At 70.9% G+C, this 15,004-nt stretch carries 15 protein-coding genes; 11 read left to right on the forward strand and 4 right to left on the reverse strand.

Features of this window, described 5'->3' with window-relative positions; all coding sequences use genetic code 11:
• Nucleotides 1-32: 32 nt before the first annotated feature.
• Together G3I78_RS18715 and G3I78_RS18720 are read right to left on the reverse strand one after the other, a co-directional pair.
• The gene (locus G3I78_RS18715) at nt 33-1,682 is read right to left on the reverse strand and encodes a phospholipid carrier-dependent glycosyltransferase (protein WP_343243806.1); all 1,650 of its coding nucleotides are present in this window, start codon (nt 1,680-1,682) and stop codon (nt 33-35) included.
• Nucleotides 1,683-1,823: 141 nt separating this feature from the next.
• Nucleotides 1,824-2,396: an XRE family transcriptional regulator gene (locus tag G3I78_RS18720; RefSeq protein ID WP_164425873.1), complete on the reverse strand. Its 573-nt coding sequence runs from the start codon at nt 2,394-2,396 to the stop codon at nt 1,824-1,826.
• Nucleotides 2,397-2,459: 63 nt separating this feature from the next.
• Here G3I78_RS18720 and G3I78_RS18725 point away from each other — a divergent pair, with 63 nt between their 5' ends.
• From G3I78_RS18725 to G3I78_RS18760, 8 genes are all read left to right on the forward strand, one after another.
• Nucleotides 2,460-3,383 carry an NAD(P)/FAD-dependent oxidoreductase gene (locus tag G3I78_RS18725; protein WP_164425875.1) on the forward strand — a complete coding sequence of 308 codons (924 nt, stop codon included), beginning with the start codon at nt 2,460-2,462 and terminating at the stop codon, nt 3,381-3,383.
• Nucleotides 3,384-3,412: 29 nt separating this feature from the next.
• Nucleotides 3,413-4,951: an ATP-dependent DNA ligase gene (locus G3I78_RS18730; protein ID WP_164425877.1), complete on the forward strand. Its 1,539-nt coding sequence runs from the start codon at nt 3,413-3,415 to the stop codon at nt 4,949-4,951.
• The gene (locus tag G3I78_RS18735) at nt 4,948-5,409 is read left to right on the forward strand and encodes an NUDIX domain-containing protein (protein WP_164425879.1); all 462 of its coding nucleotides are present in this window, start codon (nt 4,948-4,950) and stop codon (nt 5,407-5,409) included. Before G3I78_RS18730 ends, G3I78_RS18735 begins: the two co-directional genes overlap by 4 nt.
• Nucleotides 5,410-5,480: 71 nt before the next feature.
• Nucleotides 5,481-6,866, forward strand: coding sequence for an NADP-dependent succinic semialdehyde dehydrogenase (locus tag G3I78_RS18740; protein ID WP_164425881.1), 1,386 nt, complete (start codon nt 5,481-5,483; stop codon nt 6,864-6,866).
• Between the two features lie 25 nt (nt 6,867-6,891).
• Nucleotides 6,892-7,128 carry a DUF6213 family protein gene (locus G3I78_RS18745; protein WP_164425883.1) on the forward strand — a complete coding sequence of 79 codons (237 nt, stop codon included), beginning with the start codon at nt 6,892-6,894 and terminating at the stop codon, nt 7,126-7,128.
• Between the two features lie 141 nt (nt 7,129-7,269).
• Entirely contained in the window at nt 7,270-8,331 is a 1,062-nt protein-coding gene (locus tag G3I78_RS18750; protein ID WP_164425885.1) for a type III polyketide synthase, read from the forward strand.
• Between the two features lies 1 nt (nt 8,332).
• A complete protein-coding gene (locus G3I78_RS18755) occupies nt 8,333-9,547 on the forward strand; it encodes a cytochrome P450 (RefSeq protein WP_164425887.1) in 1,215 nt (404 codons plus the stop codon).
• Entirely contained in the window at nt 9,544-10,065 is a 522-nt protein-coding gene (locus G3I78_RS18760; RefSeq protein WP_164425889.1) for a cupin domain-containing protein, read from the forward strand. Before G3I78_RS18755 ends, G3I78_RS18760 begins: the two co-directional genes overlap by 4 nt.
• Here the strand turns inward: G3I78_RS18760 and G3I78_RS18765 are convergent.
• Complete coding sequence (locus G3I78_RS18765) at nt 10,062-11,291, reverse strand: acyl-CoA dehydrogenase family protein (protein WP_164425891.1); 1,230 nt, start codon at nt 11,289-11,291, stop codon at nt 10,062-10,064. The two genes, G3I78_RS18760 and G3I78_RS18765, sit on opposite strands and share 4 nt — an antisense overlap.
• A gap of 172 nt (nt 11,292-11,463) precedes the next feature.
• Between G3I78_RS18765 and G3I78_RS18770 the strand changes: the two genes are divergently transcribed.
• Complete coding sequence (locus G3I78_RS18770) at nt 11,464-12,108, forward strand: TetR family transcriptional regulator (protein WP_164425892.1); 645 nt, start codon at nt 11,464-11,466, stop codon at nt 12,106-12,108.
• Nucleotides 12,109-12,197: 89 nt separating this feature from the next.
• On the opposite strand, the gene def is transcribed toward G3I78_RS18770, so the two are convergent.
• Nucleotides 12,198-12,743, reverse strand: a complete 546-nt coding sequence (def, locus tag G3I78_RS18775) for a peptide deformylase (protein WP_164425894.1) — start codon at nt 12,741-12,743, stop codon at nt 12,198-12,200.
• Between the two features lie 112 nt (nt 12,744-12,855).
• On the opposite strand from def, the gene G3I78_RS18780 reads away from it, so the two are divergent.
• Nucleotides 12,856-14,094, forward strand: a complete 1,239-nt coding sequence (locus G3I78_RS18780; RefSeq protein WP_164425896.1) for a MurT ligase domain-containing protein — start codon at nt 12,856-12,858, stop codon at nt 14,092-14,094.
• Nucleotides 14,095-14,110: 16 nt separating this feature from the next.
• A complete protein-coding gene (locus G3I78_RS18785) occupies nt 14,111-14,839 on the forward strand; it encodes a glutamine amidotransferase (RefSeq protein WP_164425898.1) in 729 nt (242 codons plus the stop codon).
• Nucleotides 14,840-15,004: the final 165 nt, after the last annotated feature.

Consider the following 15,004-nt stretch of genomic DNA (forward strand, 5'->3'; position numbering starts at 1 on the left):
GAAGCTCCGTAACGTACCAGGAACCGCAGACGTCAGATCCAGGTGTCCAGCCACATCCGGGAGTGCCAGTCGGCGTACGGGATCGTCTCCCCCGTGTAGAGCGGGAAGAAGTAGATGAAGTTCCACACGATCAGCAGGACCAGGGTGCCGGCGGCCACCGCGCCCTGGGTGCGCCGCCCGCGGTCCGTGCCCGGTGGGCCCAGGATCGCACCGACCGTCATCGCCACCGCCAGGCACAGATAGGGCACGAAGACGACGGCGTAGAAGGAGAAGATCGTGCGGTCCTGGTAGAGGAGCCAGGGGAGGTATCCGGCGCCCACCCCGCACAGGATCGCCCCGGCCCGCCAGTCGCGGCGCAGCGCCCAGCGGAAGAGCAGGTAGAGCAGGGCGGCGCAGGCCGACCACCACAGGAGCGGGGTGCCGAGGGCGAGGACCGTCTGGGAGCAGTCGACCGTCGTGCCGCAGCCGTTCTGTCCGGGCTTCGGGGACTGGTAGTCGAAGAGCACCGGGCGGCCCTGGACCAGCCAACTCCAGGGATTCGACTCGTACTTGTGCGGGGTGTGCAGCCCCACGTTGAAGTTGTACACCGCCTGCTCGTAGTGCCAGAGGCTGCGCAGCGGGGCGGGGATCCACGACCAGGTGCCGCCGCGGCCGTCGGCCCAGTGCCGGCCGTAGCCGTCGTCGGACAGGAACCAGCCGGTCCAGGAGGCCAGATAGGTCAGCACGGCGACCGGCACCAGGGACAGCAGGGACCAGCCGAGGTCCTTGTTGAGCACCGCCAGGTAGGGGCGGCGGGCGCCGGCGACACGGCGGGCGCCGACGTCCCACAGCAGGGTCAGGACGACGAAGAAGACCAGGACGTACAGGCCGTTCCACTTGGTGGCGGCCGCCAGGCCCAGGAAGACACCGGCGGCGAGGCGCCAGGGCCGCGGTCCGGTTCCGGCGTTGTCACCGGTGTGCTCGTCGGGGCGGACCCGGCCGTCGGCGCCGACCGGCAGGGCGGCGGCGAGCCGGGCGCGGGCCCGGTCCCGGTCGATCAGCAGGCTGCCGAACGCCGCCAGGACGAAGAACATGACGACGAGGTCCAGCAGCGCGGTACGGCTCATCACCACGTGCAGACCGTCCGTCGCCAGCAGTGCTCCGGCGAGGCAGCCCAGCAGGGTCGACCGGAACAGCCTGCGGCCGATGCGGCACAGCATGAGCACGGACAGGGTGCCGAGGACGGCCGTCATGAAGCGCCAGCCGAACGGGGTGAGGCCGAACATCCACTCGCCGAGCGAGATGACCCACTTGCCCATCGGCGGGTGCGCGACGAACGCCCCGGTGTCGGAGAGCGAGATGACCTGCGGGTGGGCGAGGATCTGCGGGTCGGCGATCTTGCGGTCGGGCCAGGTGCCCTCGTACCCGAGGTGCAGCAGCGACCAGGCGTCCTTGGCGTAGTACGTCTCGTCGAACACCACGGCGCGCGGGCGGCCGAGATGCCAGAAGCGGATCACCCCGGCCAGGGCGGCGATGAGCAGCGGGCCCAGCCAGTCCCACACCGTCCGCTTCGGGAAGCGCGGGACGAGCCGCTCGCGGAGGTCCGTCGGCGGACGGGCCGCGTACCCGAATCGGCGAAGCCTCGCCTGCCAGTCCTGGATCGCTGTCGTCGAGGGGGTGTCGACGACGGGGTGATGGGTCACGTCGCTGCTCGTCACCGGGCGACCTGCCGTGCCACGGAGTGTGCCCGGGGCGGTATTTCGTCCATCCGGCGAACCTACCTGGGCGCTCCCGCAGTTGTCTCGGACAAGCGATCGACGGCCGGGCGTTCCCGGAGCCGTTCCTCATGCCTCCCGGGGACGCGCGCGGACGTGCATCCGCTCGCCCTGCGGCCCGAAGAGGCTGAGGAACTCCGCCGGGCCCTCCCCCGTCGACCCGAACCAGTGCGGCACCCGGGTGTCGAACTCCGCCGCCTCCCCCGCCGCGAGCACCACGTCGTGCTCCCCCAGCACCACCCGCAGCCGCCCCGCCAGCACGTACAGCCACTCGTACCCCTCGTGGGTGCGGGGCTCCGGCTCCTCCTCGCGCTGCGGCACCAGCACTTTGAAGGCCTGGAGTCCGCCGGGCTGCCGGGTCAGCGGCCAGAAGGTGCGCCCGTGCCGTACGAGCGCCTTGGTCCGCACCCGGGGATCACCGACCGGCGGGGCGCCGACCAGTTCGTCGAGGGGGACCTGGTGGGCCTGGGCGATCGGCAGCAGCAGCTCCAGGCTGGGCTTGCGCAGGCCGGACTCCAGACGGGACAGGGTGCTCACGGAGATGCCGGTCGTCGCGGAGAGCGCGGCCAGGGTCACCTCCCGCTCCTTGCGCAGCCGCCGCAGCCTCGGTCCCACTTCGGCCAGAACGTCGTCGGTGGTCATCTCCGTATTGCAGAACCGGCAAAGAAGTTTGTCAATCGCGTGTCCCGGAGCCACGGTGTCGGCATGACCGAGACCTATGAAGTGATCGTTGTCGGTGGCGGCGCGGCAGGACTGTCCGCCGCCCTGGTCCTGGGCCGGGCCCGGCGCCACACCCTGGTCGTCGACGCGGGCGAGCCCCGCAACGCGCCCGCCGCCCACATGCAGGGCTTCCTCACCCGGGACGGCATGTCCCCCGCCGAGTTCCTCGCGATCGGCCGCGAGGAGATCAAGGCGTACGGCGTCGAGCTGGTCCGGGACCGGGTCGTCGAGGTCGCGCCGGGCTTCGCCGTGACCCTGGCGAGCGGACGTGTCGTGCGGGCCCGCCGGCTGGTCGTCGCGACCGGCCTGAGGGACGAGCTGCCCGACGTGCCGGGTGTCGCCGAGCGCTTCGGCAAGGACGTGCTGCACTGCCCGTACTGCCACGGCTGGGAGGTCCGCGACCGGGCCTTCGGCGTGCTCGCCACGAGTCCGCTCAGCGTGCACCAGGCGCTGATGGTGTCCCAGTGGTCGAAGGACGTGACCCTCTTCCTGCATCGGGTCGCCGAGTCCGGGCTCTCGGACGACGACCTGCGCAGGCTGGCCGCGGCCGGGGTCCAGGTGGTGCCCGGCGAGGTCGCCGAGCTGGTCGTGACCGACGACCGCCTGACCGCCGTACGCCTGGAGGACGGCACCACGCACGCGCGTGACGTCGTCTTCACCGCGCCGCGGGCCGTCCCGCGCAACGGCCTGCTGGAGCAGCTCGGGGCCGAGCTGACCGAGACCCCGTTCGGCTCGTATCCGGTGGTCGATGCGACGGGGCTGACGACCGTGCCCGGTGTGTGGGCCGCGGGCAACGCGATGGGGTTCGGGGAGCAGGTGATCAACGCGGCGGCGGGCGGCTACCGGGCGGGGGCGACGATCAACGGGGAGCTGCTGATGGCGGACCTCGACGCGGCCGCCGGGGTGTAGATCCGGCGCCTCCGGTACACCCTGGAACCATGTTGCTTGCCCGGCTGGCACAGGTGTCCCAGGACGTCGCCGCGACCTCGGCGCGCTCCCAGAAGATCGCGCTGCTCGCCGAGCTGTTCCGCGAGGCCGGGCCGGACGACGTGCCGATCGTCATCCCGTATCTCGCGGGACGGCTCCCGCAGGGCCGGCTCGGCGTCGGCTGGAAGGTGCTGAGCCGCCCGGTCGAACCGGCCGTGGAGCCGACGTTGACCGTGGGCGAGGTGAACGGCCGCCTCACTCGGCTCGGCAAGGTCGCGGGCGCGGGCTCGCAGGCCGAACGGGCCCGGCTGGTCGGTGAGTTGATGGGCGCGGCCACCGAGGGCGAGCAGCGGTTCCTGTTCGGGCTGATCACCGGCGAGGTACGGCAGGGCGCGCTGGACGCGGTGGCCGTCGAGGGCCTGGCCCAGGCGACCGAGGCGCCCCCGGCCGACGTCCGCCGTGCCGTGATGCTCGCGGGCTCCCTCCAGACCGTCGCCGAGGCCCTTCTCACCGACGGCCCGCCCGCCCTGGACCGCTTCCGCCTCACCGTCGGCCGCCCGGTCCTGCCGATGCTGGCGCACAGCGCCTCCTCGGTGGCCGAGGCGGTCGAGAAGCTCGGCGAGTGCGCGGTCGAGGAGAAGCTGGACGGCATCCGCGTCCAGATCCACCGGGACGGCGATGTCGTACGGCTGTACACGCGCACCCTCGACGACATCACCGACCGGCTGCCCGAACTGACGGCCGCGGCACTGGAGTTGAGAGGCGAGCGGTTCATCCTGGACGGTGAGGTGATCGCGTTCGACGAGGACGGGCGGCCCCGTTCCTTCCAGGAGACGGCGGGCCGGGTCGGCTCCCGCGTGGACGTGGCGACCGCGGCCCGGGAAGTCCCCGTCTCCCCCGTCTTCTTCGACGCCCTCTCCGTCGACGGCCACGACCTCCTCGACCTGCCCTTCGCCCGACGGCACGCGGAACTCGCCCGGTTGGTCCCCGAGCCGATGCGGGTGCGGCGCGCTCTCGTGTCCGGGCCCGAGGACGTGGGAGCGGCCGAGGAGTTCCTCGCCGGGACGCTGGAGCGCGGCCACGAGGGGGTCGTGGTGAAGTCCCTCGACGCCCCCTACAGCGCGGGCCGGCGCGGTGCGTCCTGGCTGAAGGTCAAGCCCGTGCACACCCTCGACCTGGTGGTGCTGGCCGCCGAGTGGGGCCACGGCCGCCGCACCGGCAAGCTCTCCAACCTCCACCTGGGCGCCCGCGCCGCCGACGGCTCCTTCGCCATGCTCGGCAAGACCTTCAAGGGCATGACCGACGCGATGCTCACCTGGCAGACCGAGCGGCTCCAGGAGCTGGCGGTGGAGAGCAACGACCACGTGGTGACCGTACGGCCCGAACTCGTCGTCGAGATCGCCTACGACGGTCTCCAGAGGTCGACCCGCTACCCGGCCGGGGTCACTCTCCGGTTCGCGCGCGTGGTCCGCTACCGGGAGGACAAGCGGCCCGAGGAGGCCGACACGGTGGAGACACTGCTGGCCGCGCACCCGGAGGTGAAGCCGTGAGGACGAGCGCGGGGCTGTTGTTGTTCCGACACACACCCGACGGTCTTGAGGTGTTGCTGGGCCATATGGGCGGCCCGTTCTTCGCACACCGGGACGCCGGGGCGTGGGGCGTGCCGAAGGGCGAGTACGAGCCCGGCTCCGAGTCGGCCTGGGACGCGGCCCGCCGGGAGTTCCAAGAGGAGCTGGGGCTGGCACCGCCCGACGGGGAGGCCGTACCCCTGGGTGAGGTGCGGCAGGCGAACGGCAAGGTCGTCACGGCGTGGGCCATCGAGGCGGACCTCGATCCGGCGACGGTGGTGCCGGGGACGTTCCGCATGGAGTGGCCGCCGAAGTCCGGGCGGACGCAGGAGTTCCCGGAGCTGGACCGGGTGGAGTGGTTCGGGCTCGACCGGGCCCGGGCCGTGATCGTCACGGCGCAGGCCGCGTTTCTGGACCGGCTGGCTGAGCACTCGGGCTGACGTCCACGCGTTGCGGTCGCCCCCGCCGCGCGGGAAGGTCGAAGCACACCCAGCTCTTCAGGAGGTCGGTCATGCCCATCGCGACGGTCAACCCGGCGAACGGCGAGACGCTCAAGACGTACGAGGCCATGGGCGAGGAGGAGATCGAGCGCAGGCTCCAGCTCGCCGAGGCGACGTTCCGCACCTACCGGACGACGTCCTTCGCGGAGCGCGCGCGTCTGCTGAACCGGGCCGCCGAGCTGCTGGACGAGGCGCAGCGGGACATCGCCCGGGTCATGACCACCGAGATGGGCAAGCCGGTCAAGCAGGCCCGCGCCGAGGCCGCCAAGTGTGCCAAGGCGATGCGCTGGTACGCGGAGCACGCCGAGTCGCTGCTCGCCGACGAGGAGCCGTCCGAGGCCGACGTGAAGGACTCCGGCGCGTCACGCGCGCGCGTGCACTACCGGCCGCTGGGTCCCGTGCTCGCGGTGATGCCGTGGAACTTCCCGCTGTGGCAGGTGGTCCGGTTCGCCGCGCCCGCGCTGATGGCGGGCAACGTGGGCCTACTCAAGCACGCCTCGAACGTGCCGCAGACCGCCCTCTTCCTGGAGGACCTCTTCCACCGGGCCGGCTACACCGAGGGCTGTTTCCAGACCCTGCTCGTCGGCTCCGGGGCGATCGACGAGATCCTGCGCGACGAGCGCGTCAAGGCGGCCACGCTCACGGGGAGTGAACCCGCGGGGCGGGCGGTCGCCTCCACCGCCGGGGACATGGTGAAGAAGACGGTCCTCGAACTCGGCGGCAGCGACCCGTACGTCGTCATGCCGTCCGCGGACATCGACCGGGCCGCGCGGATCGCGGTGACCGCGCGCGTGCAGAACAACGGGCAGTCCTGCATCGCCGCCAAGCGGTTCATCGTGCACACGGACGTGTACGACCGGTTCGCCGAGCGGTTCGTCGAGGGCATGAAGGCGCTCAAGGTCGGCGACCCGCTGGAGGAGGACACCGAGGTCGGGCCACTGGCCAGCGAGCAGGGGCGGGCCGACCTGGAGGAACTGGTCGACGACGCCAGGCGCAGCGGGGCGAGTGTGCTGTGCGGCGGGGAGCGGCCCGACGGGCCCGGCTGGTTCTACCCGCCGACCGTCATCGCGGACGTCGACCGCGAGATGCGCATCCACCGTGAGGAGACCTTCGGCCCGGTGGCCACGCTGTACCGGGCGGCCGACCTGGACGAGGCGGTGCTGATCGCCAACGACTCGCCGTTCGGGCTGAGTTCGAACGTGTGGACGCGGGACGAGGCCGAGGTCGACCGGTTCGTCCGGGACCTGGAGGCCGGCGGGGTGTTCGTCAACGGGATGACCGCCTCGCATCCGGCGTTCCCGTTCGGCGGGGTGAAGCGGTCCGGATACGGGCGTGAGCTGTCCGGGCACGGAATCAGGGAGTTCTGCAACATCACCACGGTTTGGCACGGAGCGTGACGCTTGCGCGGCTAACATCCCCGGTGTGAACCGCGAAGTGACACTGCCTCTGATCGTCGACGACCGCGGGACCTTGCAGGTGTCTGCGGCCGATGTGAGCAAGCTGCTCCGCAGTCTTGGCGGGCGGTGGCTGCACCTGGTCGAGGCCGGGGCGGAGGGGCTGGACGAGGACACCGTCGCCGCGCTGACGATCGAGCTCGCCAAGCTGGCCGATCGGATCGACGTGGCGTGCATCGCGCACAGTAGTGGGACCGCGCCGTAGGGACCACGCCGTAGGGGGCGCGCCCACGCGGCGGAGCCGCGCATCGGCAGGTCCCGCGTTTGGAGTAATCCGGCGCGAAGTCCCTCCCGCCTCGGGCGACAGTGGACTGGACCACTTCCGATGTGAAAGCAGGGACGGTTCATGGCCACTCTGTGCAGACCCTCGGTGTCCGTTCCGGAGTACGTGATCACGATGGAGGAGACGCTGGAGCTCGCGAGCTCCCGGCACGCCGATCACCCCCAACTGCCGCTGGCGCTGCGGCTGATCGAGAACACGGGGGTGCGTACCCGGCACATCGTGCAGCCCATCGAGGAGACGCTGAAGCATCCCGGCTTCGAGGAGCGGAACAACGTCTACGTGGCCGAGGCCAAGGCCCGGGTGCCCGCGGTGGTGCAGCGGGCGCTGGACGACGCCGAGCTCCTGACGTCCGACATCGATGTCATCATCTACGTCTCGTGCACGGGCTTCATGATGCCCTCGCTGACGGCGTGGCTGATCAACGAGATGGACTTCGAGTCCACCACCCGGCAGCTCCCCATAGCCCAGCTGGGCTGCGCGGCCGGCGGTGCCGCGATCAACCGGGCGCACGACTTCTGCACGGCCTACCCGGAGGCCAACGCCCTCATCGTGGCCTGCGAGTTCTGCTCGCTGTGCTACCAGCCCGCCGACCTCGGCATCGGGAACCTGCTGTCCAACGGCCTGTTCGGGGACGGCATCGCGGCCGCCGTGGTGCGCGGGCGGGGCGGCGAGGGCATCGTCCTGGAGCGCAACGGCTCGTACCTGATCCCCAAGACCGAGGAATGGATCATGTACGACGTCCGGTCGACGGGCTTCCACTTCCAGCTCGACAAGCGGGTACCGGCCACCATGGAGCCGCTCGCGCCGGCGTTGCAGGACCTCGCGGGACTGCACGGCTGGGACGCGGCCGACCTGGACTTCTACATAGTCCACGCGGGCGGGCCCCGAATACTCGACGACCTCAGCAAGTACCTCCAGGTCGACCCGCACGCCTTCCGGTTCAGCCGGGCCACGCTCACCGAGTACGGGAACATCGCCAGCGCCGTCGTACTGGACGCGCTGCGGCGGCTGTTCGACGAGGGCGGGCCGCGGGACCGGGCGCGGGGGCTGCTGGCCGGGTTCGGACCCGGCATCACCGCGGAGATGTCCCTGGGCCGCTGGCGGCGGACGGATGAGACGGACTGAGATGACCGAAGAGACGATCACCGAGATCCTGCCCCCGATCCGGCACTGGCCGGCGCTCGACCTGAACGGCGTCGACTTCGACCCGGTGCTGACCGAGCTGATGCGCGAGGGCCCGGTCACCCGGATCCAGCTGCCCAACGGCGAGGGCTGGGCATGGCTGGTGACCCGGTACGACGACGTGCGCACGGTGACCAACGACCCCCGCTTCAGCCGCGAGGCGGTCATGGACCAGCCGGTCACCCGGCTCGCCCCGCACTTCATCCCGCAGCGCGGCGCGGTCGGCTTCCTCGATCCGCCGGACCACACCCGGCTGCGCCGCTCGGTGGCCGCCGCGTTCACCGCGAAGGGCGTGGAGCGGATCCGGGAGAAGTCGCGCCGGATGCTGGACGAACTGGTCGACGAGCTGGTGCAGGACGGGCCGCCGGCGGATCTCACCCAGACGGTGCTCAGCCCCTTCCCCATCGCCGTGATCTGCGAGCTGATGGGTGTCCCGGCCGCCGACCGGCACGGGATGCACACCTGGACCCAGCTGATCCTGTCCTCCTCGCACGGCAAGCAGGTCAGCGAGAAGGCCAAGGACGAGATGGGCGCGTACTTCGCCGATCTCATCGGCCTCAGGGAGGGCGGCTCCGGCGAGGACGTGGCCTCCCTGCTCGGCGCCGCCGTGGGCCGGGGCGAGGTGACGCTGGACGAGGCCGTCGGGCTCGCGGTGCTGCTCCAGATCGGCGGCGAGGCAGTGACGAACAACAGCGGCCAGATGTTCTACCTGCTGCTGACCCGGCCCGACCTGGCCGACCGGCTGCGCGCCGAACCGTCGATCCGCCCGCAGGCCATCGACGAGCTGCTGCGCTACATCCCGCACCGCAACGCGGTCGGCCTGTCGCGGATCGCCACGGAGGATGTGGGGATCAGGGGCGTGCGGATCAGGGCGGGCGACCCGATCTACGTGTCGTACCTGTCGGCGAACCGGGATCCCGACGTCTTCCCGCACCCGGAGACGATCGACTTCTCCCGCAGCCCGAACCCGCATGTGTCCTTCGGGTTCGGCCCGCACTACTGCCCCGGCGGAATGCTGGCCCGGCTGGAGTCGGAGCTGCTGGTGGACGCGCTGCTGGACCGGCTGCCGGGATTGAGGCTGGCGGTCGCTCCGGCTCAGGTCCCCTTCAGGAAGGGCGCGTTGATCCGCGGTCCCGAGGCCCTTCCGGTGACGTGGTGACGGCTCCCGAAGGGCTTCTGGTCCCGCCGGGACACGGGCGGGTCGTCCAGACGCCCGCCCAGCACGTGACCTTCAAGGTGACCGGGTCCCACTCCCGTATGGCGTCCACCTTCGAGGTGATCGTCCCGCCCGGCTTCGACGTGGGCGCCCATGTGCACACCCGCAGCGAGGAGTTGTTCTACGTCCTCGAAGGCGAGCTGGACGTCCTCGCCTTCGAGCCGCGTGTCCGCACACCCGACAACTGGCAGCGCTGGGAGTCGGGTTCGGGCAGCCGGGTGGTGCGGGCGACCCCGGGCACGGTGATCGTCGTACCGCCCGGGTGCCCGCACGCGTTCGCCAACCCGACGGACACACCGGCGAAGATGTTCTTCCAGGCGAGTCCGCCGCCGGATCACGAGCGGTACTTCGAGGAGCTGCTGGAGATCCTGGGGGGCGGGGGCCCGCCGGACCACGAGGCGATCGAGGAGCTGCGGGCCAGGTACGACATCGAGCAGCTGACGCCGCTCCGGCATCGTTAGCGGATGGACATCCCGGAGAGCGTCCGGGCGATCACCAGCCGCTGGATCTCGCTGGTGCCCTCGAAGATCGTGTAGATCGCCGCATCGCGGTGCATGCGCTCCACCGGGTACTCGCGGGTGTAGCCGTTGCCGCCCAGGATCTGGACCGCCTGGGCGGTGACCTTCTTCGCCGTCTCACTGGCGAACAGCTTGGACATCGAGCCTTCGGCCGCCGTGAACTGCTTGCCGTTGATCGCCATCCACGAGGCACGCCACACCAGCAGCCGGGCCGCGTCGATGGACGTCCGCATGTCCGCGAGCTGGAACGCCACGCCCTGGTTGTCGATGATCGGGCGCCCGAACTGCTCGCGGGTCTTGGCGTAGTCGAGGGCGACCTCGTAGGCGGCACGAGCGGTGCCCACGGCCATGGCGCCCACCGCGGGCCGCGAAGCCTCGAAGGTGGCCATCGCCGCGTTCTTCACGCGCTCGCCGTTGCCCGCCTTCGCCCGTTCCCGGGCCCGGGCCAGGCGCTGGTCCAGCTTCTCCTTGCCGCCGAGCAGGCAGTGACCGGGAACGCGGACGTTCTCCAGGACCACCTCGGCGGTGTGCGAGGCGCGGATGCCGTGCTTCTTGAACTTCTGGCCCTGGGACAGGCCGGGGGTGTTCGGCGGCACGATGAAGGACGCGTGGCCCTTGGAGCCGATCTCCGGGTCGACGACCGCGACGACGACGTGGACGTTGGCGATGCCGCCGTTGGTCGCCCAGGTCTTGGTGCCGTTGAGGACCCACTCGTCCTTGGCCTCGTCGTACACGGCACGCGTGCGCATGGAGGCCACGTCGGAGCCGGCGTCCGGCTCCGAGGAGCAGAACGCGGCGACCTTCACGTCGTTCGCGTCGCCGTACATCTGCGGGATCCAGGTGCCGATCTGTTCCTCGGTACCGTTGGCGAGGACGCCGACAGCCGCGAGACCGGTGCCCACGATCGACAGGGCGATGCCCGCGTCGCCCCAGAACAGCTCCTCCATCGCCATCGGGATACCGAGCCCGGTGGGGTCGAAGTACTGCTGGGCGTAGAAGTCGAGGGAGTAGATGCCGACCTTCGCGGCCTCCTGGATGACCGGCCAGGGAGTCTCCTCACGCTCGTCCCATTCGGCGGCCGCGGGGCGGATGACGTCGGCGGAGAAGCCGTGCAGCCAGTCCCGGACCTCCTTCTGTTCGTCGTTGAGCTCCATGGTGAACTCGGCCATGTCCCCTCCAGCGGCGGCGCACGTACATGTTACTAGCGGTAACCCAAGTCTGTTACTCGTGGGTAGGAAAAGTCAACTCCCGATGACCGGTCAGCAGCCTGTTCGATGCCAATCGCCTGTCGAGTGTTAGTTTGCGCAGGCGTTACCGATTCAGCACGGGTGGGGAGAGCTCATGGACACCACACAGCGGACCGAACAGCAACGGTCCGCCGACCGCCGCCGGCGCGAGCTGCTGGAGGCCGCGGACAGAGTGGTGCTGCGTGACGGGCCGCAGGCCTCTATGAACGCGATCGCCGCGGAGGCGGGGATCACCAAGCCGATCCTGTACCGGCACTTCGGTGACAAGAGCGGACTCTACGCCGCGCTCGCCAAGCGGCACACCGACGCGCTGCTGGATTCGCTGCGGGCGGCGCTGGACGCTCCGGCGGATCGGCGGGAGCGGGTCGAGGCGACGCTGGACACGTATCTCGCGGCGATCGAGGCGCGGCCTCAGGTGTACCGGTTCCTGATGCACCCCGCGGAGGGGAGTCAGGTCGGGGACCAAGGGTTTGATGTCGGTAAGCATTCCGTGCCGTTGCTGCGCAGGATGGGTGAAGAACTGGCGCAGGTCATCGAGGACCGGCTGGATCTCGGGCCCGGGAGTCAGTTGCTGGCTCGGGTGTGGGGGCACGGGATCGTCGGGATGATGTACGCGGCGGGTGACTGGTGGCTCGGGGAACGGCCGTGTGCTCGGGCGGAGTTGGTGCGGAGTATGGCGGACCTGTTGTGGGGGCGGCTCGCTGCGGCGGGGGACAAGGTGGGGGGTCCGGGGTTCTGACGGTCGTATGTCGGGTGCGGGCCTGTGGGGGCTTGTCGCGCCCACGCGGCGGAGCCGCATATCGATACAGCCCCGCGCCCCTGACTTGATCACCTGGCCCTGTGCCAGGACGTTCGGGCAACTTGTCGGCTCAACTTCCTCCTGCGCCAGCCCGTCAGGTGGTCCGCGTAGATCCTGCCCTCCAAGTGGTCCATCTCGTGCTGTAGGCATCTTGCGAAGAAGCCTGTGCCATGGATGGTCACGGGCTCTCCCGTGAGCGTGGAACCCTCCACCACGGCGTGGTCGTAGCGCTCCGTTCCCGCCTCCAGGCCCGGCAGCGAAAGACAGCCCTCGGGTCCCCTCAGGACCAGGCCGTCGGCCTCCACCAGCCGTGGGTTCACCACATGGCCCAGGTGGCGGACCTCCTCGTCGTCCGGGCAGTCGTAGACGAACACGCGCAGGGGGACGCCCACTTGGTTCGCCGCGAGGCCCACCCCCTCGTGGGCGTACATCGTCGCGAACAAGTCCTCCACGAGGCTCGCCAGTTCCGGGCCGAAGTCCGATACGTCCGCGCAGGGTTCGTGCAGGGCGGGGCCGCCGAGCAGGGTGAGGGGCCGGACGCGGCCGTGGGTGCCCGGAATGGAGCCGTTTCGCATGGCCGCAAGGGTACGGCGATTCGGGAGTGCCTACGGATCTCGATAGGCTGAGGTCCACACCACGTGGCCGGAGGCAGAGTCGCGGCGCGTACGCAAGGAGGATCGAGAACTGATGACAGCCAACTCGGACCCGCTCTCGCCGCGGGCCAAGCTCGCCGTGACGGCGGGCAAGGCCGTCGCGGCGGCATCCCGAGCCGCGGGTCGCGGCAGCGGTTCGGTCATCGGCGGCAAGGTGGCCCTCAAACTCGACCCCGACCTCCTCGCCCGGCTCGCCCAGCACCTGGACGTCGTCCTCGTCTCCGCGACCAACGGCAAGACCACCACGACCAGGCTGATCGCCGAGGCGCTCGGCGCCGCCGGGCCCGTGGTGTCCAACGCGCTCGGGGCCAACATGCCCGCCGGCATCACCTCCGCGCTGGCCGGCGGCTCGGACGCCCGGTACGGCGTGATCGAGGTCGACGAGAAGTACCTCGCAGGCGTGGCCCGGGACACCGACCCCAAGTGCATCGCCCTGCTGAACCTCTCCCGCGACCAGCTCGACCGTGCCGCCGAGACCCGCATGCTCGCCGAGAACTGGCGTGAGGGACTGGCCGGTTCGAAGGCCGTGATCGTGGCCAACGCCGACGACCCGCTCGTCGTGTGGGCCGCCTCCTCCTCCCCCAACGTGATCTGGGTCGCCGCCGGGCAGATGTGGAAGGACGACGCCTGGTCCTGCCCGGCCTGCGGCGGCGTGATGCAGCGGCCCGGCGACGACTGGTTCTGCGGCGAGTGCGGGTTCCGGCGTCCGACGCCGAGCTGGGCGCTCTCCGGTGACCACGTGCTCGACCCGCACGGCTCCGCCTGGCCGATCCACCTCCAGCTGCCCGGCCGGGCCAACAAGGCCAACGCCGCCTCCTCCGCGGCCGTCGCCGCCGTCTTCGGCGTACCGCCGCAGGTCGCCCTGGAACGCATGTACCAGGTGCAGGCCGTGGCCGGCCGCTACGACGTCGTCCAGTTCCAGCAGCGGGACCTGCGGCTGCTGCTCGCGAAGAACCCGGCGGGCTGGCTCGAAACGTTCAGCCTGATCGATCCGCCGCCCACCCCGGTGATCCTCTCCGTCAACGCCCGCGGCGCCGACGGCACCGACACCTCCTGGCTGTGGGACGTCGACTACACCCGGCTCACCGGCCACCCGATCTGCGTGATCGGCGACCGCAAGCTGGACCTCGCGGTGCGTCTCGAGGTCGCGAACCAGAACTTCCAGGTCTGCGACAACGTCGACCAGGCGGTGTCGATGAGCCCGCCCGGCCGTATCGAGGTCATCGCGAACTACACCGCCTTCCAGGACCTGCGCCGCCGCGTCGGCAACTGACAGACAGAGGACTTTTGTGAGCGACAACAGCCTGCGGGTCGTCTGGATCTACCCCGACCTGCTCAGCACCTACGGCGACCAGGGCAACGTCCTGGTCGTGGAGCGCCGGGCCCGTCAGCGCGGCCTCGACGTGGCCCGCCTCGACGTGCGCAGCGACCAGCCGATCCCGACCTCCGGGGACATCTACCTGATCGGCGGCGGCGAGGACCGGCCCCAGCGGCTCGCGGCCGAGCGGCTGCGCCGGGACGGCGGACTGCACCGGGCCGTCGGCAACGGCGCGATCGTCTTCTCGGTCTGCGCCGGCTACCAGATCCTCGGCCACGAGTTCATCAACGACCTCGGCCAGCGCGAGCCCGGCCTCGGTCTGCTCGACGTGGTCTCGGTGCGCGGCGAGGGCGAGCGCTGCGTCGGCGACGTCCTCGCGGACATCGACGCGCGCCTCGGCCTGCCCCCGCTGACCGGCTTCGAGAACCACCAGGGCGTCACCCACCTCGGCCCGACCGCCCGCCCGTTCGCCAACGTCCGCCTGGGCAACGGCAACGGCACCGGGGACGGTACGGAGGGGGCGTACAACGACACGGTCTTCGGTACGTACATGCACGGCCCCGTGCTCGCGCGCAATCCGCAGATCGCCGACCTGCTGCTGAAGCTGGCACTGGACGTGAACGCGCTGCCGCCGACCGACGACCGGTGGTACGAGGCGCTGCGCAACGAGCGCATCGCGGCCGCGCAGCAGCCCGCCTGACCTGCGCGGTCCCCCGCTCTCCGGCTCGGTGCGCGCAGCCCGTCTGACGGTACGTCCGCACAGGTGAGCGGGGTCGTCCAGCAGGCGGACGCATGCTTCGGCCCCGCCCCCTCCTGCCGCTAGGGTGGCGGGGTTCGAGCCGGACAGCGTGGTCCGGACCCGACC

It is taken from the genome of Streptomyces sp. SID13726 (assembly GCF_010548375.1).
Taxonomy (GTDB): domain Bacteria; phylum Actinomycetota; class Actinomycetes; order Streptomycetales; family Streptomycetaceae; genus Streptomyces.